19 protein-coding genes and 2 pseudogenes are annotated in these 19,994 nt (G+C 70.2%); 18 read left to right on the top strand and 3 right to left on the bottom strand.

Going from position 1 to position 19,994, the window contains the following annotated elements:
- Nucleotides 1-20 precede the first annotated feature (20 nt).
- Nucleotides 21-1,676: a PfaD family polyunsaturated fatty acid/polyketide biosynthesis protein gene (locus Q5425_RS26765; protein ID WP_308675066.1), complete on the bottom strand. Its 1,656-nt coding sequence runs from the start codon at nt 1,674-1,676 to the stop codon at nt 21-23.
- 217 nt (nt 1,677-1,893) lie between these two features.
- On the opposite strand from Q5425_RS26765, the gene Q5425_RS26760 reads away from it, so the two are divergent.
- The 6 genes and pseudogenes from Q5425_RS26760 to Q5425_RS26735 all read left to right on the top strand — a co-directional run bounded on the left by Q5425_RS26760 (nt 1,894) and on the right by Q5425_RS26735 (nt 6,364).
- Complete coding sequence (locus tag Q5425_RS26760; RefSeq protein WP_308675065.1) at nt 1,894-2,133, top strand: hypothetical protein; 240 nt, start codon at nt 1,894-1,896, stop codon at nt 2,131-2,133.
- Between the two features lie 312 nt (nt 2,134-2,445).
- Nucleotides 2,446-2,769: a hypothetical protein gene (locus Q5425_RS26755; RefSeq protein ID WP_308675064.1), complete on the top strand. Its 324-nt coding sequence runs from the start codon at nt 2,446-2,448 to the stop codon at nt 2,767-2,769.
- A 582-nt stretch (nt 2,770-3,351) separates the two neighbouring features.
- Nucleotides 3,352-3,807 (top strand): hypothetical protein, encoded by a 456-nt coding sequence (locus Q5425_RS26750; protein WP_308675063.1) that lies wholly within the window; start codon nt 3,352-3,354, stop codon nt 3,805-3,807.
- Nucleotides 3,808-4,469: 662 nt separating this feature from the next.
- Nucleotides 4,470-5,119: pseudogene (locus Q5425_RS45820) on the top strand (hypothetical protein).
- A gap of 41 nt (nt 5,120-5,160) precedes the next feature.
- A pseudogene (locus Q5425_RS45815) lies at nt 5,161-5,655 on the top strand (GNAT family N-acetyltransferase); the annotation flags it as partial.
- A gap of 223 nt (nt 5,656-5,878) precedes the next feature.
- A complete protein-coding gene (locus Q5425_RS26735; protein WP_308675060.1) occupies nt 5,879-6,364 on the top strand; it encodes a hypothetical protein in 486 nt (161 codons plus the stop codon).
- A 201-nt stretch (nt 6,365-6,565) separates the two neighbouring features.
- Here Q5425_RS26735 and Q5425_RS26730 read toward each other — a convergent pair whose 3' ends face one another.
- Entirely contained in the window at nt 6,566-6,772 is a 207-nt protein-coding gene (locus Q5425_RS26730; protein ID WP_308675059.1) for a diguanylate cyclase domain-containing protein, read from the bottom strand.
- On the opposite strand from Q5425_RS26730, the gene Q5425_RS26725 reads away from it, so the two are divergent.
- The 5 genes from Q5425_RS26725 to Q5425_RS26705 all read left to right on the top strand — a co-directional run bounded on the left by Q5425_RS26725 (nt 6,689) and on the right by Q5425_RS26705 (nt 10,547).
- Complete coding sequence (locus tag Q5425_RS26725; protein ID WP_308675058.1) at nt 6,689-7,276, top strand: FAD-dependent monooxygenase; 588 nt, start codon at nt 6,689-6,691, stop codon at nt 7,274-7,276. The genes Q5425_RS26730 and Q5425_RS26725 overlap by 84 nt on opposite strands.
- Nucleotides 7,273-8,283, top strand: coding sequence for an amidohydrolase family protein (locus tag Q5425_RS26720; protein WP_308675057.1), 1,011 nt, complete (start codon nt 7,273-7,275; stop codon nt 8,281-8,283). The genes Q5425_RS26725 and Q5425_RS26720 overlap by 4 nt, the downstream gene beginning before the upstream one ends.
- Nucleotides 8,284-8,438: 155 nt before the next feature.
- Entirely contained in the window at nt 8,439-9,350 is a 912-nt protein-coding gene (locus Q5425_RS26715; RefSeq protein ID WP_308675086.1) for a cyclase family protein, read from the top strand.
- 143 nt (nt 9,351-9,493) lie between these two features.
- Entirely contained in the window at nt 9,494-10,285 is a 792-nt protein-coding gene (locus Q5425_RS26710) for a hypothetical protein (protein ID WP_308675056.1), read from the top strand.
- 34 nt (nt 10,286-10,319) lie between these two features.
- On the top strand, nt 10,320-10,547 hold the full coding sequence (locus tag Q5425_RS26705) for a hypothetical protein (RefSeq protein ID WP_308675055.1): 228 nt from the start codon (nt 10,320-10,322) through the stop codon (nt 10,545-10,547).
- 69 nt (nt 10,548-10,616) lie between these two features.
- Here the strand turns inward: Q5425_RS26705 and Q5425_RS26700 are convergent, their stop codons facing one another.
- Nucleotides 10,617-10,964 (bottom strand): GNAT family N-acetyltransferase, encoded by a 348-nt coding sequence (locus Q5425_RS26700; RefSeq protein WP_308675054.1) that lies wholly within the window; start codon nt 10,962-10,964, stop codon nt 10,617-10,619.
- A 257-nt stretch (nt 10,965-11,221) separates the two neighbouring features.
- Here Q5425_RS26700 and Q5425_RS26695 point away from each other — a divergent pair, with 257 nt between their 5' ends.
- The 7 genes from Q5425_RS26695 to Q5425_RS26665 all read left to right on the top strand — a co-directional run bounded on the left by Q5425_RS26695 (nt 11,222) and on the right by Q5425_RS26665 (nt 19,475).
- Nucleotides 11,222-11,443 carry a hypothetical protein gene (locus Q5425_RS26695; protein WP_308675053.1) on the top strand — a complete coding sequence of 74 codons (222 nt, stop codon included), beginning with the start codon at nt 11,222-11,224 and terminating at the stop codon, nt 11,441-11,443.
- Between the two features lie 89 nt (nt 11,444-11,532).
- Nucleotides 11,533-11,730 carry a hypothetical protein gene (locus Q5425_RS26690; protein WP_308675052.1) on the top strand — a complete coding sequence of 66 codons (198 nt, stop codon included), beginning with the start codon at nt 11,533-11,535 and terminating at the stop codon, nt 11,728-11,730.
- A gap of 545 nt (nt 11,731-12,275) precedes the next feature.
- Nucleotides 12,276-14,114 carry a hypothetical protein gene (locus Q5425_RS26685; protein WP_308675051.1) on the top strand — a complete coding sequence of 613 codons (1,839 nt, stop codon included), beginning with the start codon at nt 12,276-12,278 and terminating at the stop codon, nt 14,112-14,114.
- Between the two features lie 80 nt (nt 14,115-14,194).
- Nucleotides 14,195-15,250, top strand: coding sequence for a rhamnogalacturonan acetylesterase (locus Q5425_RS26680; RefSeq protein WP_308675050.1), 1,056 nt, complete (start codon nt 14,195-14,197; stop codon nt 15,248-15,250).
- A 33-nt stretch (nt 15,251-15,283) separates the two neighbouring features.
- The gene (locus tag Q5425_RS26675) at nt 15,284-16,300 is read left to right on the top strand and encodes a GDSL-type esterase/lipase family protein (protein ID WP_308675049.1); all 1,017 of its coding nucleotides are present in this window, start codon (nt 15,284-15,286) and stop codon (nt 16,298-16,300) included.
- 25 nt (nt 16,301-16,325) lie between these two features.
- Entirely contained in the window at nt 16,326-18,176 is a 1,851-nt protein-coding gene (locus tag Q5425_RS26670) for a rhamnogalacturonan lyase (RefSeq protein ID WP_308675048.1), read from the top strand.
- A gap of 24 nt (nt 18,177-18,200) precedes the next feature.
- Nucleotides 18,201-19,475 carry a ricin-type beta-trefoil lectin domain protein gene (locus Q5425_RS26665; protein ID WP_308675047.1) on the top strand — a complete coding sequence of 425 codons (1,275 nt, stop codon included), beginning with the start codon at nt 18,201-18,203 and terminating at the stop codon, nt 19,473-19,475.
- Nucleotides 19,476-19,994: the final 519 nt, after the last annotated feature.

Below are 19,994 nucleotides of genomic sequence, written 5' to 3'. Positions count from 1 at the left end.
TCCGGCGTTTTCCGGCGGGGTCACCGGACCCCGCCGCTCTCGGCGAGCCGCCGGGGAGTGAACCCGAAGCCGGCCGGTGTCACGGGCAGCCCGCAGGTGCGGGCCTGGTGCGCGCGGGTGATCACGGCTGCTCCTTCCAGCAGGTTGAGGGCGATCTGGACGACCGTCCGGTGTTCGAGCGCGGCGAGGAAGGACCCCGCCACCCACCGGTTGAACGCGCCCATGGCCGGGCCGCACCAGATCTGGTAGTCCGCCTTGCGGCCGGGATCGCCGGTGATGGCCCACCGGCTGGACCGGCCCAGGTACCAGCGGAACACCAGGGCCATCCGGTGCTTCGCGTCCGCCTCCGCCCGGGTCAGCTGGGCGGGATCGCGTTCGGCCCAGAACCGCGCGGTCTCCGCCCAGACCGCCTCCAGCGGCCGGCGGAAGACCTGCTCCTCCAGCTGCGCACGCCGCCGGGCGGGAATCTCCTCCAGCGATCCGTGGGCCTGGTACAGCTCGTGGAGCAGCCCGGCCCGGCTTGCGAACATGGTCCCGCGGCGCAGCACCTGGAGGCGGACGCCCATCTCGAACATGTCGGCGGCCGGAGCCATCGCGGTGTCGGTGAGATCGGCTCCGGCGAGCATCCGGCGGCCGTCGGCGGACATCCCCGACTCGACCGCGGCCTGGTTCACGGAACCGGTGAGGACGTAATCGGCGCCGAGGGCGAACGCGGTGGCGACCGCGGCGGGGGTGCCGAGGCCCCCGGCGGCGCCGACCCGGACGGCGCGGGGGTGGCCGTAGGATCCGGCCAGCCGGTCGCGCAGCGCACGGATCGCCGGCAGCATGATCCCCAGCGGGCGGTTGTCGGTGTGGCCGCCGCTGTCGGCCTCGACCGTGATGTCCTCGGCGACCGGGATGCGAGCCGCCAGCGCGGCTTCTCCCTCCGACAAGTCGCCGTCCGCCACCAGCCGGCGAAGCAGCGGCTCGGGGGGCGGGGACATGAACCGCTCGGCGGTCTCCGGCCGCGACACCTTGGCCAGCAGCCGGCGCGGTCGTTCCACCCCGCCCGATCGGCCGGCCCGCAGGCCGCGGGCCATGCACAGCACGAGGGGCGGCGTGAGGTCCATGTATGCCGACGCCGAGACGGCCGGGACACCCAGTTCGACGAGCAGCCGCGCGGTCCGCGCCTCCACGGCGGGTTCGTTCGGGGAGTGCAGGAGGTTGACCCCCCAGTTGTCCCGGCCGCGCAGCGACCGGCTCAGCCGTTCGACGGAGTCCCGCACCACCCGCTCGCGCAAGCCCCCGGCGCCGAAGAAACCCATGAGGTCCGCGCCGGCGAGCTTTTCGACCATTTCCGTCGTGGCGATTCCCGTCGACATTTCCCCGGCCAGGTAGGGGAAACGGGTGCGGTGCGCCGCGCAGAACTCCCGGCTTCCCAGCCATTCGGGATAAATGGCCGGAAGCACCCCCAGCAGCCCGGCCGGACCGGATCCGGCCCCGTGCGTCCCCCGGTCCCGAAGAGGGTCGGGAAGCAGCTGGGCGCCGCGCCGGCCGGTCGCCGGATCCACCAGCAGTCCGAGCGGCCGCCGGATTTCGGCGACCAACGCGGTGATCTCGTCCGGCGCAAAGCTCGCCGTGCTCTCGTGCGAGGTGCGGCCGGCGCCGTTCTGGGAGAGCGAGATCATCATCACCATGCCTGTTCGCTTCGCGTACTCGACGGCGTGTCAGGGGTTGTCGACTCACTCAAACATGGCTCATTCCCAGCCGACAGGAGCACTTGGGCCCGGGGAAAAATGCTCTGCCCCGACCGGGGAGGAAAGCCTTGACTTCGCCGCAGGACCTGGCGAATCTGACTGCGGTGGCAAGGAGAGGAGGCCGCCCTTCGCGGCGGCGATCGGAGCAGGTGAACCGGTGAACGAAGACGAATTGCTCGGCCGCATGGGAGAAATGGTGGGATTCAACCGCCACGGATCGCAGTATCGTGGTCGTCTGCTGGAGATCACCTGGAGTATCCGGGAACGGGATGACCGGGATGTCTACGTGACCGTGGAGTTACCGTGTACCTTGCTGAAATTGTTAGTTCCCCTGCGTGACGTGACCCACGTTGAGTCCAGTGGTCAGGCCGTCAGGTATGGCTTCCCCGTGCGGTGAAGGATATCGTTCCGTGGGTTCCGGCGGCGCGACATCGGGTTGGGAAATTTATGCCATCCACGCGAAAGGACATCGTATCTGCTGAAAGCTTCTGAGTGGGTCAATCGCGACCCCGAAGGGTGACACCTCCTTGGCGCCCGGCGAACTTGACTTGACAGGTATCTGCTGCACGGCGCCGGGGCCGATGACAAAGGGGCAGAAATGATGTCGTCGTCTCTGGATCGTGTCCTGCTCGCCAGGTTCCGGCGGATTCACGCCGGCCGTACCGGCCGACGGAGCCCGGTGGGCGGCCACCGCGGGCTCATGCTTCAAGTGGGTGAGGAGCTCACCTCCCGGTCACCGGACGCGATCCTCCGCATCGAGACAGCTGTGCTTTCCGACTTCCTGTGGCATGCCGACAGGTTCCTCCGGCCTCTCGCGCATCGATGGCCGCGCGTGGTCGCGCGAATCGTCACTCGCCTGATGCGCACCGCGTTCCGCGGCATCGTAGGACCGATGCGCTCGGGTGGCGACGCGGTCATCGACATCCCCCACTGCGCGTTTCTCGCCGGCGGCGGTCGTGACGCCTGCGTTGTCGTGTGCAAGCAGCCGACGGAAACGTACCTGCACGACTACCTCGCCTGCGATCCAGCCTGAACCCCAACTTCACGACCGGACGCTGCCGCATCGTTGTGGACACCGACGTGCCATCCGATTGACACGGCCTGGTACTGCACTGATATTCAGTGATGACCTTGTCGTCGACAGTGATTGGCGTGCGCTTCGGGCTGGGCCGATTCGTCGCCACCGTGGCACCGGCAAGCACGCGCTGAGCCACGGACGTGATCTGTGAAGGACTGCTCCATCGGTCGGGGCGGTGGTCGGCGTGATCGTGGCACCCGTGATCCCCGGCCCGTGGTCAGTCGAGTTGGCCTAAGGGGATCTGCGGTCAGCAGATTTGGCCTCGATGCCTCGCGGGCTGATGACGGAGGGGCGGCGAGCAACGAGTCCTCTCATCCGGCCCTCAGTCAGTGCTGCTCGAAGCACGTCGGTGCGCGATTCCCGTTGCACTGGTGGCAACGCCACCACCTCGGCCGCCGATGGCCTGGCCGACTACGAGCCGGCTGGAACGGTAGCAGCTTGTGGTTGATCGCTCGCGTCGACTAAACCGGCCGTGCATCCCGTGCGTGTTCCCGTCGCGGCCCCGGTTCGGGCCGCGACGATTGCAGGGGAGAAATGATGCGCAAGGACAAGGCGATGGTGAAGAGCGGCACGAGGAAGGTCGGCGCGGTCGTGGCCGCGGTGGCGTCGGTCGCCGGGATGGTCTTCGTGGCTGCGCCCGCCACGGCGGCCACGACCGACTACCCCGTCAGTTACTTCAGGTTGAAGTACGGGGAGAGCTACTACAACGGTACGGCTACCTTCACCAACCGGTCGGTCGACGTCATCGGAGCGTTCAAAGCCAGCAACTCCCGGCGGGTCTACGCACGAGCGTGGGCGGGTGGCACCTCACTGGACTTCAAGAGCACCAGCCTCTGGACCAACAGGGCCGGGGAGGCGCACCTTCCCCTCGATGCGAACCGTGTTGGCGGATCCGACGTTACCTGGGTCTACATGACGGACGAAAACGACACCCGCGTCGCAACACAGACCTGCTTCCGCGGCTCCACCAACTGCATTGACGGCCTGTTGTAGATCGATCGTCGGGGCGCCCCGCGGACCGAGAGAGTGAAGGGCTGCCGGCGAACAGTGGGCAACGCTGAAGCCGACACTCTGCACGTGATCACGAAGGGGCACCGAGTCCGCAGGTAGGTTCGGATGACTCGGCGACCGCCGTCCGGGCCTACCTGGCGGGCTCCAAAGGGGTAGCAGCATGGTCCGCACCACCGGCAGCGAACACCGTGTGAGGACGTCCCGGCGCTGCGCTGGAGTGCTATCGACAACCCGCCCGCACCGCCGACTTCCGGGTAGTCCGGCTCGGCCCGTGCCGCGCCAGCAGCGGTGCCCTGCCATCGTCGAGCCGAGCGAGGAGATCGCCGTGCTCGCGCACGCGGTAGAGCACGTCGTCGGCGATGAAGGTGAACTGGGTGACGTGCGAGCAATTCTCGACCTCGGTCGATGTGATCTAGCTTCGCCTGCGTTCGCACTGGTCAACGCCCTAACCGGTGACAGCACGTGCCGCGGCAAACGCATAACGCGGCGGACAACGTCGTGCGTAGTGACGTTGCAGTGCTCGGCTTGACAGCGCGCTCGTCGTCTCGCACTATTCGAACAAGTGTTCGATGATAGTTCTGGGTGCGCTCGTGGCTTCCCACACGGGTGTCTCCGGTGCGTGTTCGTGATGCTGGAGGTGCGTGGTGGCGGTGCCGGAGGCGGTGGCGGGGCTCGCGGCGATCCCCGGTGTCCGCACGGCCGCCCAGCTGCAGCAGCCGAACTCCGAGGCGCCGGCTACCGCCGGATCGTTGCCCGTGACGCCCGCCCTCGCCGAGCTGCTGCCGGGTGGCGGGCTGTGGCGCGGCACCACCGTGTCGGTCTTGAGGTCGGCCGCGCTGGTCCTGGCCTTGTTAGCCGAGGCGACGCGGCAGGGTTCGTGGGCGGCGATTGTCGGCATGCCGGACCTCGGCGTTGCCGCGGCTGCCGAGCTGGGTGTCGATCTGGACCGGTTCGCGCTGGTAGCAGCCCCCGGGGCCGAGCTGGTCGCGGTGGTGTCGGCGTTGATCGACCCCGCCGGCCGGCCGGGCGGGTCCGTCACCGGGGTGCGGTGCTGATCGCCGTCGGCGCGTGGCCCGCCGCCGATCTGGAGCATCGCCTCTCGCGACGCAAGTGGCGTGGCCTCACCGGAGATGGGTTCGGGCACCTCGAGTTCCGGGACGTCGTCGTATCGAGCCGAGGCCGGGGCGCCGCAGCACGTCCGCAGACAGTGGCGCTCGAGCTGCCGGGCGCAGGCGGTACCGCCGCTGCGGGGCGCCGTGCTGCGCCGCCGCGGCTGACCGAGGCCGCGGGATAAGCGGTGCGGTCCAGCGCCGCCGTTCCGCTGCACCTGACCCGATGATCGACGACCAGTCCGGCAGCGCCGTCCGATCGGGCGCGCGTGGCGAGTTCGGCGAGCTGATTCCGGTCCGGCCGGCGGCCGGCAAACCGGCCGTCTGCTTGCGCGGCCACCGGCTCGACCTCGATCTTTACGACAAGCTCGCGCCCTACGGCCATCGCTACCGGCTGCACGCCACGCTATGCGAGGTATGCCGGGCGGTAGAGGCCTGCGACCCGTCCGAGCGACGCCTCGCCGAATGGGCCCACCTCGACGTTACGAGCTGGCGAGCGTTCGACCCAGCGTTCAGGGAAAGACTGGTTCTCGTCGTCCGTCCGCCGGCAGGCGGGACGCTGGTCGGACAGCTGGAGCTTCATCTCGACGGCAGCCCGGTCGCCACCGCGACGCTCAGCATCTGCGTCCCGTGCCGGGCCGCCACCCTCGACTACGTCTACGTCATCGCGGGCTATCGACGCCTGGGCTATGGCCGCACGCTGGTCGCGGCTGCGATAGCCCGCGCGCCCGCTTACCGGTGGACGGCTCCGCTGCCGGACGGGCCGGTGGCTCAGTCGTTCCGGGCACGCATCGCCTTGCGTCGAGCCGGATCGTCGTGCATCCACCGCAATAGCGGTGACTTCAGGCGGTTCGCCAGGCCTGGCGAAACCGTGCACCTGCGGCCGGTGGGCCCGGCCGTTGGCCGGGCGCTGTCGGCTCCGGATACGGCGCACCGCGCTCTGGGTGTCGCTGGTCGCGGCCGCGGTGTTCGTGGCCGTGGTGCTGGTGACCGGTTTCGTGGCGCCGGGCTTCTTCCTGCGTCACGATCGATCACCCGACAATGCGGCGGCGAGCTCGCAGGCACCGTCCACCGGCGGGACGACGACGTCGAGGACACCGTTCTCCCGGAGCAGCCCCGCGCAGCTGCAGGCCGCTCGGCAGGTAGCCGAGGAGTTCCTGCGCCGTCTCAATGCCAACGCGATCGACGGCTCGGCCGGTGCGAAAGCCATGGCATGCCCCGGTTCGGAGTCTCTGCTCGGCGGCACACTACTCGCCGTGGAGCGGCCCACGCAGCTTGCGATTCCGACTCAGGGAGAGGTGCGCTTCCGCGACCCCGTGATAGAAGTCGACGTAGCCGGTGTGACGGACCAGCGGCCCGTCACCGGTTATGTCCGGCTGCAACCCTGGCAGGACCACCAGCCGTGTGTCCGTATCTTGGTCGTCCGGTAGTCGACGACGGTCCCACGCTGTTCGCCGGTCCGGGCGGCGCAGTCCGCCACCCACCGCGACTGCTCCAGGCTCACCTACCCGGTTGACAGCCGAGTCTGTTCCTCTCGGGTTGCCCGTCCGAGGGCTTCCGCCGTTCTTTTCGCGCCGCCCTCGGCGTGTCGCAAGAGGTCGACCGCACTGCCGCAGACGTACTGGCGTGCTCTACTCCACGGCGATTTGCTTCTTCACGGGGCCTTTGGCGGCGACGGTCCGGTCGCGGCCGCTGTCCTTGGCGCGGTAGACGGCGTCGTCGATGGCCAGTAGCAGGGTGCTGAGGTCGCGGCCGTGGTCGGGGAACATCGCGGCGCCGATCGAGGCGGTCAGGGTAATCACCGCCAGCTCGCCGGTGCGGCGGTCGGTCGCACCCACAGTGACCGCGGCTTCGCGGCACCGCTGCCGCAGCTGGTCGCGGCGACCCCGCCGGAGAACATGCAGCGCTGGGAACTGCGCGACCGCAAACCGGTCGGGCAGTGGTCGAAGGGCCGGGTCACCCTCGTCGGCGACGCCGCCCACCCCACCTCGCCCTACGCCGCCTACGGGGCGGGCATGGCGATCGAGGACGGCTACTTCCTCGGCCGTCGGCTCGCCGGCGTCGACCTGTCCGACCACCAGGCGGTGCGGCGCGCGCTCGAGGAGTTCGAAGAGCCACGCAAACCGCACACCGCACGGCAGGTCCAGCAGGCCTACCTCCTCGGGCAGGTGTTCCACCACGCGCCCCGGCCGCTGCGGTACGTGCGCGACCTGGTGCTGGACCACACCCCGCTGCTGCAGAAAGTGGTCGGCGAGTCCTCGCCGGGGGAGATCGTGAAGCAGATCGCCGAGATCGACAAGGCCGAGCAACGGTTCGCCGCGGCTGTGGGAGGGCAAGGATGAAGACTGTCGACGTGCACGCCCATCTGGGCATCCCGGCGGTCGACGAGCTGATCGCCGTCGAGCCGGGGCTGGCCCGGCAACGCGCGCTCGACGCGGCCAGTCTCGGACCGGAATCGGCGGCCTACAACGTGGAGCAGATCCGGTCACTGGCGGTTCGCCTGATCGATGTGGACACCCGGGTCGCCGCGATGGACAAGGCCGGTGTGGACGTCCAGGCGGTGTGCGCGGTGCCGTTGCCGCACGCCTGGGCGGGCCGTGACCTCGCCGAGCGCATCGCGGCGCTCACCAACGAGACGATCGCCGGGTTCTGCGCGAAGCGGCCGGACCGGTTCGTCGGTGTCGGCACCGTGTCGCTGCAGCATCCCGATCTCGCGGTGCGGCAGCTGCGGAGCGCGGTGGCGGACCTGCACCTGCGAGGCGTGCAGATCTCGACGGCGGCCGCGCCCGGCGTCGAACTCGACGACCCGTCGCTGGCGGAGTTTTGGGCGGCGGCCGAGGAACTCGGCGCGGCGGTGCTCATCCACCCGTGGGGCTGCACGCTGGGGGAGCGGCTGAACGCCTACTACCTGTTCAACACCGTCGGCAACCCGGTGGAGACGGCGCTGGCGCTGTCCCGGATCGCGTGCTCCGGTCGGCTGGAACGCCACCCCCGGTTGCGGATCTGGGCCGCGCACGGCGGTGGCTACCTGCCGACCTACCTGGGCCGCGCCGACCACGCGTGGTCGGTCCGCGGCGACGCCCGCACCACCGCCGAGCCGCCCGGCACCCAGCTGCGGCGCGTTTTCGTCGACTCGCTCGTCTACAGCACGCAGGGCCTGCGGCACCTGGTGGAGAACCTGGGCGCCTCCCAGGTGACGCTGGGCAGCGACTACCCGTTCGACATGGGCGTCGAAGACCCCGTCGACCGGCTCCTGGCGGCAGGTTTCGACGACGCTGTCGTCGCCGCGATCCGCGGCGGCAACGCCGAGCGACTGCTCGGCTCGATGCCCGGCTCAGGGGTCGCCTGATGCACGGCTACGACATCATCGGGAGTTCGGATCCGATCCGGAGGCCGCGATCGCCACGCCCGCGAAACGCGGCAGCACCTGGAACCGGTGGGTAACCGACGACGGCGTGGGCACGGTCGACTTCCTCGAGGAGCCGGCGCGCGGGCGCGGCGGCGCTGGTCCGCCGGGGGCGCTCGTTCAGCCTGTCGCTGCCGTTCGACGAGGACGGTCCGCAGTTCGGCTGGAAACGCCGGGTCAACCCGGTGCACACGATGATGTCGACCGGCATGGACACCGCGGAGCAGATGGGCCTGCCGCACGGCCTGTCCGTCGCCGACGACGCGGTCTTCATGCCGCTGCAGTGCAGCACCCAGTGGGATGGCCTCGGGCACGTGTTCGACCACGGTGTCGGCTGGAACGGCAGGCCCGGACGCGAGGTGGTCACCAGCGAAGGTGACTTCGCCACCGGGATCGAGCGGCTCGCCGCGCCGGTGATCGGCCGGGGAGTGCTGCTCGACGTGGGCCGGGCGCTGGGCGAGGACGGCGAGCTGGCCGACCGGTGTCCCATCACCGGCGCCGACCTGGACGAGCCGATCCGGCGCCAGGGCGGTACCTCGGCGGTCGGCCGGGGCTGGGGCTCCTACGCGGGCGGCCCGGCACCAGGCTTGTCGTTCGATACCCTGGCCTGGCTCCACCGCACGGAGATCGCCGCGGTCGCCACCGAGACGTGGGGGATGGAGGTCCGGCCCAACGAATGGCCGGACGCGGCCTTGTTCGCTCCGCTGCTGGAACCGCCCAGCGTGCGTGACTTCCTCACCTACGAGCGGTACCTGGCCGCGCTCGCCGGGTCCGTGCCCGACGAATGGTACGAGCAGCCGTTGTTCGGCCGGCGTCTCCTGCACCAACACCTGCAGCCAGGCAACGATTCCGAGCATCCAGCGCCGACCTTCTGGCCGGGCATCGACCTCAACCTCACCAGCGCGACTCTGGAGCCGCGCCGCCAAAGGACGCTCCTCATCGGCCTGAACGCAGCGGCGCGTGACGGTGAACCGCACCACGTTGTTCCCGGTAGCGCTGACGCTGGTTGATCTTCACAGACGGTGGGGCCCGTCGGATCGCGTCCAGCGGGGAGGGCTCGCGGGCCCCGTTGCTCTGGAGCTGGCAGGATGTGGTGCAGGGGAATCGTGTTTGTCGGATGCGCGTTCCCTTCCCGGCCTGAGGATTGGACGCAATGGGACGCTCGTCGGTGTTCACTTTCCAGTACATCGCCATCGACACGGAGGCTGGTGTCACGCCGGAGGAGTTCGAGACTTTCGTGCGTGGTGAAGGCGTTCACCTGCCCTTGTACCCGGGGTGGCGGTGGACTCTGCTGCGCGGGTTGCGTGGGGAGCGGACCGGGCAGTACCTGATGTTGTACGAGATCGAGAGCGCCGAGCAACGCGACCGCTACGTCACGGCCCGGGGTGAGCAGACCGAGCCGGCCCGGCTGTTCTGGGCGCGGCACCCGGAGGCGGAGGCGGTGCTGGCGCGGTGGCGGCGGCTGGGCACGTTCGGTGAGCTGCCGACGTTGTTCACCGACTACCGGTTGCTGGCCGACAATCCGCGGAGCACGGTCACGCCCGGCCCCCGCTACCGCGACCGCCCGGGGGAGGAGCCCGTCGCCCGGGTCGTCGGGATCCACAACCTGGCGTTGCGCGCCGGTGTGACCGAGGAGATGTTCGACCGCTTCATCGCCGAGAATCACCCTCGGATCGAGGACTACCCGGGCTGGCGGTTCCACGTGCTCAAGGGCGAGCGGGGCAACCGCCTCGACCAGTACGTGATGATGATGGAGATCGCGAGCCTGGACGCGCTGGACGTCTTCTACCCCGAGCCCGACATCGCCACCGGCGAGGCCGCACAGTTCGCGGCCGCCCACCGCGACACCAAGCAGATGTACGAGGAGTGGAAGCAGCTGGCTTCGTTCTCGGGCTCGCCGCAGATCTACACGGACTACCTCGCCGTCGCGGAGAACCCGGCGTAGCCCCGCACGACCGGGAGGGGCCGAGGACCAGGTGGTGGGTGCGAAGCCGCTCGACCAGGTGCTCGCCGATGCGCTGTACTGCGACCACATCGGCCGGGTCACCGTCGACCTCGGCCGGTGGCCTCGCCCGCGGGTGCAGGGTGGGTGGGTCACGACGACGGACCCGTCGACTTCGCCGACACGCATGCGGCGGACGATGTCTCGTGGTGATCAGTACAACGATGACGGGTCCGACGTCGATCGTGCAGAGCACTGCTGGTGACTTTTTCGCTGCAGTGGCAACGATTCGTACCGGCCGGCCCTGACGTGCTACGCCCGGTTGTGCCTCGTCTCAGTGATCAGTTCGTGCGGCTCGATGCACGCACGGCGGCGCCGCGCGGGGATACGGGATGCGGGTGCGGAAGGCTTGCGCGGTGCCGCCGTCGGGTAGCGGCGCGGTCCAGGTGTAGCCGGGCATGCGGGCGCGGGCGGCGGCGATGAGGGCGCGGCCGTAGCCGAGCCGGCGGTGCTCGGCGGCGACGTGCACGTAGTCGAGGACCGCGGTCCGGCAGGCCGGGCAGCAGGTATCGGTGACGCTCCCGACCGCATTGTTGTCGAGGCGGAGTTCGATACGACCGGTGAGCGTGCCCGCTGCGGGTGGGTGCGCAGCGAGGATGAGGCCTTGCTCGGGTGCCGGCATCGGGTGGGTGCTGGGCGGTGATGTCGAGGTGGGGCCATTCGCGGGAGCCGGGTCGGCTCCGGCTTCCAGAGCCGAGCGGGGGTGTTCCAGAACGCGGTCGCATTCCTCGATCGTCTTGAGCGGCGGCTACACGTCGTGTCCGAGGTGCCACCACGGCTGGGCTCCGCAACCTCCTCCGGCCGACGACCCCGGTCCGGCTGGAAATCACGTCCCGGCCTTCGAGCCCGGCGACACGATCCCCCCTGCGCCACGCCACCATGGACCTGGGGCCGAACATCTCACCCGCCCGGGCCTGGAGCGACCCGCCGGCCGGTGCCGCCTGCCTGCTCCTCGTCCTGGAGGACACCGATGTTCCCGCCGCCGAACCGGGACGGCACATGGTGGCCTTCTTCGACCCCGAGCCGGCCCGCATCGGCGAAGGCGAGCTGACCCCGGACCACCCGCGGTTCACGTACCTGCCGGATCACCGGGCCCGATGAGAGGAGCCCGGCTCGGGTGCGGCAGGACTGGCGGGCCGGCTGGCGGCGGCACGCGCCGATGCGCTGGTGGGACGGGAGCCGGAGCGGGCGTGCTCGATCGGATGCTGTCGGGTGCGGTGGACGCTCCGCTCGTGGCTTACCTGCACGGTCACGGTGGCATCGGCAAGTCTGCGTTGCTGTGCTACGCCGCTCAGCAGGCGGAGCCGGCCGGGCGGGCTGTCGTGCCGGTGGACGCCCGGTTGTCGGACGCCGATCCGTCCCCGCCGCGCTCGTCACCGGGGAGATGACGTCGCGCCGGCGGCAGTGAGCGTCTTCGGTGACGATCTCGGCCAGTTCGCTGACTCGGCGTTCGGTTCGTCCAGCGCACCCAACGCCACATTGGGCGCATGCTGAGCCGCCGTCAACGAACGACAGACGCGCGACGTGGCCGGGCACGGCCCGAGAGCGGGGGACACCACCGACAAGCCGGCGGTGGCGTCGGTGCGCCTTTTTCGCTTGCCGCGTCACGAGGACCGGGCCGACGCAAGCCGTAAGGGAGAGATTCACCCACTCGGGTCATGTCTCATTCTTTGATCACGGATTGACGGCCGGGTCAACGCACAGGACCATTTGGCCCATGCCCGATCTCGTCCGTCTGGTGCAGCGCCGTCACGTTGATCTGCGCCAGCAGGCCAGTGCGCTCTGTAGGACTTTCTGACGCTTCCCGCCTTCGGGCGGCATTCGGCTGCGCGCCGGCGGCTTCCGGGCCTGCGCGGCGAATCCGGTCTTCCCGCTGTTTTCGCGTGCTCGGAAACAGCGGGAAGAAGTCTGTTCTCAAAAAATGGGAGAATCAATGCTGTTGAAATCGCTTCGATGGCGAAAAGCGGCGCTGGGGGCCGCGGCGGCAACGCTCGCCGTCACCGCGGTGACCTACACCGGCTCGTCCACCAGCGCCTACGCCGACGTCCAGACCGTCACCGACGCGAAGACCGCGTCCGACGGCAAGCAGTACTGGGTGCAGAACCACCTGGTAACGAAGGACCTCGCGCGCTCGGAGAGCGGCACACCCAAGAAGTGGCTGCTCGTCTGGGCCGGCGACGAGAACATCGCCGACACGCTCGTGAAGGACGTGAAGAATCTGCCGGGCACGCTCGGCGGTGGCCTCAACAAGCTGAAGAATGCCCTGCCGGGGCCGGACTTCCTCGCCGTGATCGACGCGACGCAGGGTTCGCCGACCTACGGCAAGGTCGTCAACACCGCCACCGTCGGCCCGCTGGTCGAGAACGAGCCGCACCACATGCAGTACGTGTGGCACAGGGGCGACACGATTTACGCCGGAGCGTTGTTCGCCGCGGCGACGTACGCCTTCGACGTCAGCGCGCTGCCACAGCTGAAGCTCAAGGGCGTCAGCCTGCCGACCAACACGCTCGGAGGCTCGGTCCCGGACGCCTACTGGGTGCTCAAGGACGGCACCGCGTACGGCACGTACATGGGCGGCCCGGTCGTGCCCGGCCCGCACGCCTACGCCGACGGCTCCACCCAGGTCGGCAACGGCTTCGCGGGCAGCCCCGGCGAGGTCGTCCACTTCGGGCAGAACGCACAGGTGCTCTCCGAGTCCCCGGCGGCGACCCCGCAGGGCGACAACGCCAAGCTGTGCGACAACCTGCCGCAGCTGGGTAAGCCGACGTGCGCCAACCCGCACGGGGTCCAGGCCCGTGAGGACCTGAACACGCTCGTCACCAGCGACTACGCCGAGCCGCGCAACATCATCCTCGACCCGGTGAAGCAGCCGTCGCCGTACTTGCGCCGGCCGACCGTGCGGACCTGGGACATCTCCGACCGCAACCACCCGAAGCTGAAGTCGGTGTCGTACCTGCAGGACGGCCCGCGTGCCGATCCGGCCGACCCGCTGCACGCCGAAAGCCGGGCGGTCATGGAGACCACGGTGACGAACCTGCCGGGGCACAAGGGCGCGTTCGCCCAGACCATGCAGGGCGGCGCGGTGTTCTACACGCCGGACATCACCGCGGCCGAGCCGCACTGGATCGAGGTGTTCGACGACGGCGCCGCGAACAAGTCCATCTACGCCAGCAACGACTCGAACGGCGCCAGCTCCAACGGCGGGTGGATCCAGACGAGCCCGGACGACAAGTACCTCTACCGCGCGATCGTCGGGCGGCAGAAGGGCACCCTCTCGGCCGACGACCCCGGCACCACCGGCGGCGTCTACGTCCTCGACATCCAGAAGCTGGTCAACGCCGGCGACCGGATCGAGGACATCCAGGGCCGGGTCGACACCAAGGCGAAGGCGCAGCAGGGCGGGGGCGGCGACCTGCCGACCGTCGTCGGCGCGGCGCCGATCAACCCCGGCACGCCGGGCGCGGGCCCGCACTGGGGCGCCTACGACAACTGGGCGCTCGGCGGCGACGGCTTCTACCACGAAACCACGTCGCCGCAGCACCTCGCGGTGTCGAACTACTTCGTCGCTCGGTCCGGTTTGGACGGTGACCACAAGGTCAACCTGCTGAACCTCGGGCCGGACGGGAAGGTCTCGGTCGACCAGAACTTCCGGGACGAGTTCACCGGGCAGGTCGGCATCAACTTCAACCGCAAGTCGTGGCCCCACGGAGCCTTCGGCAACGCCAAGCCGCACTCCGAGCTGTTCGTGGTCGCGGACGCGGACATCAGGTAACGCGGTCGTGAGTGGTAAGGCGGGTTCTAACCCGCCTTACCACTCACGACCGGCCGCGGCAGACCACAAGGAGTGTGCATATGTCCCTCAGGCAGCGAGCGGTCATCCTCGCCGGCCTGGCCGCGGCCACCCTGGTTCCCGCGCCGGCGGTGGCCGCGGCCGTCCAGAAAGCGCTTCCAGCGCAGTGTTCCGGAACCGGCCCGATCAAGTGCCACTTCGCCGTCTCGCCGGGCAGCTACGACGTCACCGTGGGGCTCGGCAGCACCACGAAGGCGGCGAACACGTCGATTTCGGTGGAGGCGCGCAGGCAGGTCCTGAACGCCGTCGCGACGACCGCGGGCCAGGTCGTGCCCACCACCGTCACGGTCGACGTGCGCACCCCCGAGGGACAGCCCACCGGCCAGGGCGGCACCGGCACCGCGGGCCTCGACATCACGTTCGGCGGCAGCGCACCGGCCATCGGCTCGCTGACCGTGACGGCGGCCCCGGCCCCGCTGGTGACGTACCTGGCCGGGGACTCGACCGTCTGCGACCAGCCGGTGGCGCCTTACACCGGCTGGGGCCAGCTGCTGCCGGCGAGCGTGCGGGGCGGCGCGGTGATCGCGAACTACGGGGACTCCGGCGAAAGCTCGGGCAGCTTCCTGGCCGGTAGCGCGCTGTTCCCCCGGATGAAGCCGCTGATCAAGAGCGAGGACCTGGTGCTCATCCAGTTCGGGCACAACGACAAGCAGACGTCGGCGACGGCGTTCCGCGACAACCTCACCAAGATGGTCACCGGGGTGCGCGAGCGCGGCGGCGTCCCGGTGCTGGTGACGCCGCCGGTGCGGCGGCTGTTCAACGGCACCGAGCTGACGCCGACCGCGCTGCACGTCAACGGCGTCGGCGTGGACCTGCCCGCGTTGATCCGGGCGCTGGGCAAGAGCGCGAACGTGCCGGTGCTCGACCTGACGGCCAAGAGCAAGGCCCTGGTGGAGTCCCTCGGCCCGGCCGCGTCGCCGAAGCTGTACCTCACCCAGGCCACCGACGGCGTCACCGACAACACGCACTTCTCGGTGTACGGCGCGACGCAGATGGCGAACCTGGTCGTCCAGGGCGTCCGCGAACTGAACCTGGCGCTGGCGGGTTACCTGCGCTGACTCCGTCCACATCGGATACGAAAGGGGCAGACGATGCCGATCGGCACGAGGTCGCGGGCCGTCGCGCTCGCGGTGGCGGCGGTGGCCGCGGTGAGCACGGCGGTGCACCCGGCTGCGGCCGCCACCGGGGACGGCTCGCCGTCGGACTCGAACATCCGGTACTTCGGGCGGTGGGACACCCGTTCGGCGGGGGCGTACGTGTCCGAATGGGCCGGCGCGTACGTGGTCGTCGGCTTCACCGGGACCACGGTGAAGCTGCGCCAGCGGAACAGCATCGACCTGTTCACCAGCATCGACGGCGGCGCCTGGGTGCCGCGGACCGACGTCCGCGGCACGGTGGACCTGACCCCGGGCAAGCTGCCACCGGGCACGCACACGCTGCGGGTGTCCTACCGGCCCGTCGCCGGTTCGTACCACGGGGACGCGGTGTTCCAGGGCGTTGTCCTGGACGCCGGGGCCCGGACGGTGGTGCCGGGCGTGCCGTCCCGGATCCTCGAGTTCGTCGGGGATTCGATCACGGTGGGGCAGCGGTCGTCCCAGCAGGCGCTGACCGCGTACGGCTGGCTGACCGGCGAGAAACTGGGCGCCGGTCACACCCAGATCGCCGTCGGTGGTGCCTGCCTGTACCCGGCCCCGGACGGGTGCCTCGGCATGCGGGACCGGTTCCTCGCGACCGGCTTGGCCACCGGCTCGCCGGACTGGGACTTCTCCCGCTACCAGGCGAGTGACGTGGTGATCAACCTCGGCACCAACGACCTCTCCCACGGCGTCTCCGGTGACCGGTTCCAGAGCGCGTACCTCACGCTGCTGCAACGGGTCCGCGCGAAGTACCCGAACGCGACCATCCACGCGATGGAGAACTTCTACAAGCGGTACGCAGCCGAGACGAAGGCCGCGGTGAGCGCCCGGAACAGCGCCGGGGACAGCAAGGTGGAGTTCATCAACACCGAGGGCTGGATCGACAAGGCGACCGACACCGCGGACGGTACCCACCCCAACGACACCGGCCACCGGAAGATCGCGGCCCGGCTGGCCGCGGTCCTCGGCTGACCGATCAACCCAGAATGGAGTAGCCATGCCCAAGTTCGCCCTCAGCAGGCGGCTCGTCGTGGCCGCCGCGGCCGTGGCGGTGGCCGGTCTCGTACCGGCCCCGGCCACCGGCGCGGTCGTCGCGCCCGCGCCGCAGGCAGGCGCACCGCAGATCGACAAGCTCAACCGCGGGGTGGTCAGCGTCCACACCGCACAGGGCAACCGGGTCGGCTGGCGGCTGCTCGCCGGCGACCCGGCCGGGGTGGCGTTCACCGTCTACCGCGACGGCACCAAGGTGACGCCGGAGCCGCTGAGCGGGCCGACGAGCTTCCTGGACGCGGGTGCCCCCGCGGGGGCCCGGTACACCGTGCGCGCGGTGGTCGGGGGAGCCGAGGTGATGTCCGCCTTCGCCGCGGAGGACTCGCTCACGCTCGACAGCGTCCAAGGCGTCGCCGCGAGCACCCGGGACATCCCGATCCAGCCGCCCGCCGGGGGCACGACCCCGTCCGGGGAGAGCTACACCTACACCGCGAACGACGCGAGCGCCGGTGACCTGGACGGCGACGGCCAGTACGAGATCGTGCTGAAGTGGGATCCGACCAACGCCAAGGACAACTCCCAGTCCGGCTACACCGGCAACGTCTACCTCGACGCCTACCGGCTCGACGGCACGCGCCTGTGGCGGATCGACCTCGGGCGCAACATCCGGGCCGGTGCGCACTACACGCAGTTCCAGGTCTTCGACTACGACGGCGACGGCAAGGCCGAGGTCGCGATGAAGACCGCGGACGGCACCCGGTCGGGCACCGGCCAGGTCATCGGCAGCGCGAGCGCCGACTACCGCAACTCCAGCGGGTACGTCCTGTCCGGCCCGGAGTTCCTGACCGTGTTCGGCGGGCCGACCGGCGCCGCGCTGTCCACGGTGAACTACGACCCGCCGCGCGGCACGGTGTCCTCGTGGGGGGACAGCTACGGCAACCGGGTGGACCGGTTCCTGGCCGGCACGGCCTACCTGGACGGGTCCCGGCCGAGCCTGATCATGAGCCGCGGCTACTACACCCGCACGGTGATCGCGGCCTGGGACTTCCGCAACGGGGCGCTGACCGAGCGGTGGAAGTTCGACTCGAACTCCGCCGGCTCGCAGTACGCCGGCCAGGGCAACCACCAGCTGACCATCGCCGACGCCGACGGCGACGGCCGGGACGAGATCGTCTTCGGGGCCATGGCGATCGACGACAACGGCCAGCCGCTGTGGAACACCCGCAACGGCCACGGCGACGCCATGCACGTCGGCGACCTGATCCCGAGCCGGGCCGGGCTGGAAGAGTTCAAGGTGGACGAAGACAAGTCCAAGCCCGCCGCCTGGATGGCCGACGCGAGGACCGGCCAGATCATCTGGCAGAACGCCTCCTGCAACTGCGACAACGGACGTGGTGTCTCGGACGACATCTACGCCGGCAGCCCCGGTGCCGAGTCGTGGTCGTCCGCGGTGTCCGGGTTGCTGAACACCAGCGGGCAGAACATCGGGCGCAAGCCGTCGTCGGCGAACTTCGTCGTCTACTGGGACGGTGACGCCCAGCGCGAGCTGCTCGACGGCACGCACATCGACAAGTACGGCACCGGCGGCGACACCCGGCTGCTGACCGCGTCCGGCGTGCACGCGAACAACGGCACCAAGAACAACCCGGCCCTGCAGGCCGACCTGTTCGGCGACTGGCGCGAAGAGGTCATCTGGCCGACGTCGGACAACCGGGCGCTGCGAATCTACTCGACGACGGACTCGACGAGCATCTCGCACGTCTCGCTGATGCAGGACCGGCAGTACCGGGAGGCCGTGGCGTGGCAGAACACCGCCTACAACCAGCCGCCGCACCCCAGTTTCGCGCTGGCCCGCTGAGCCGCATCGAGAAAGGGAGGTCCTGTGGTCCGGAAGCTGAGAAGGGCACTGGTCGCCGTCGTCGTCGGGCTCGGGCTGGTGGTGCCCGCGGCGGGGACCTCCGCCGCCGACAACCCGTACCAGCGCGGGCCGGAGCCGACGACGTCGAGCGTCGCGGCCACGCGCGGCACCTTCGCGACCGCGGAGGTGAGCGTTCCGGCCGGCAACGGGTTCGGCGGCGGGAAGATCTACTACCCGACGGACACGAGCCAGGGCACGTTCGGCGCGATCGCGATCGTGCCGGGCTACACGGCCACCTGGGCGGCCGAAGGGGCCTGGATGGGGCCGTGGCTGGCCTCGTTCGGGTTCGTCGTCATCGGGATCGACACCCTCAGCCGCAACGACTGGGACACCGCCCGCGGCACCCAGCTGCTGGCGGCGCTGGACTACCTGACCCAGCGCAGCCCGGTGAGCAGCAGGGTGGACGCCGGGCGCCTCGCGGTGATGGGCCACTCGATGGGCGGCGGCGGGGCGATGTACGCGGCCTTGCACCGGCCTGCGCTGTGGGCCGCGGTCGGGCTGGCGCCGTTCAGCCCGTCGCAGAACCTGACCACCGACCGGGTCCCGACCCTGCTGCTGGCCGGGCAGAACGACGGGACGGTCAGCCCGTCGAGCGTCCAGACTCTTTACGACGGCATCCCCGCCGGGGTGGAGAAGGGCTACCTCGAGCTGGCCGGGGCCGGGCACGGGTTCCCGACGTCGTCGAACTCGGTGATGATGCGGCGGGTCGTCCCGTGGCTCAAGATCTTCGTCGACCACGACACCCGGTACAGCAAGTTCCTCTGCCCGACGCTGGCGGACACCACCGGCGTCTCGGGCTACCGCAGCACGTGCCCGCTCGACGTCCCCGGCGGCGACCCCGGTCCCGGTGACCAGACGTTCAGCCTGGTCGGGACCGGCTCCGGCAAGTGCGTCGACGTCCCGAACCTGTCCCAGGCGGACGGCACCGCGCTGGTCATCTGGGCCTGCAACGGCGGGACCAACCAGCGCTGGACCGCGACCTCGGCCGGTGAGCTGCGGGTGTACGGCGACACGAAGTGCATGGACGCCGGCACCGGGCAACCCGGGGCGGCCGTGACGATCGGCTCCTGCACCGGCGGCGCCGGTCAGAAGTGGACGGTCGGCGCAGGCGGCACGATCACCAACGCCCAGGCCGGTGCGTGCCTCGACGCATCCGGCGCCGGCACGGCCGACAACACGCCGGTCATCGTGTGGACCTGCACCGGCGGCTCGAACCAGGCCTGGACCCGCCAGGCGTGAGGCGGCGGTGAGTTCGCTGATCGACAACCGGACGGGAGATGATTCCCCTGTAGAAATCACTTTCTGCCGCTGCCCGCTGGAGATCAACTAGGGTGGGTCCCGCCTGGGGAACGGCGAGAGCGAGGAGCGAACCGTGCCCACGTTGACCGAGCTGCCTCAGTGGACGATCCGCACGTCCGGTGACCAGGCCACCTTCACGCACGTGCCGGCGGACCGGGAGCCTCCCCGGGTGTGGGGCGGGCGCGGGCTGGCCCTGCGCGAGGAGGACCTCCCCGCGTTCGCCAAGGCGCTCGGCGAGGTGATGAAGCTGCCGATCTACTGGACCGCACGGGCCAGGGCCGGCCGCCTGACCCTCGACGGCGACCCGGCGTGGTCGGCACCCCGCCACGACCCGGAGGACGGGTTCGTCTACGTGTGCGGGCCGTGCGACCCGCCCCGCGCCGAGCCGGGCTACCGGCCGGCCGGTTCGTTCACGTTGGCGCTGGCCGACGTCCGCGCGTTGCGGGTGCGGATCGCGGC

This window comes from Amycolatopsis sp. A133 (assembly GCF_031082405.1).
Lineage (GTDB): Bacteria > Actinomycetota > Actinomycetes > Mycobacteriales > Pseudonocardiaceae > Amycolatopsis.
The sequence above is the reverse complement of the archived record's forward strand: the minus strand, read 5'-3'. Positions and strand labels throughout refer to the sequence as shown.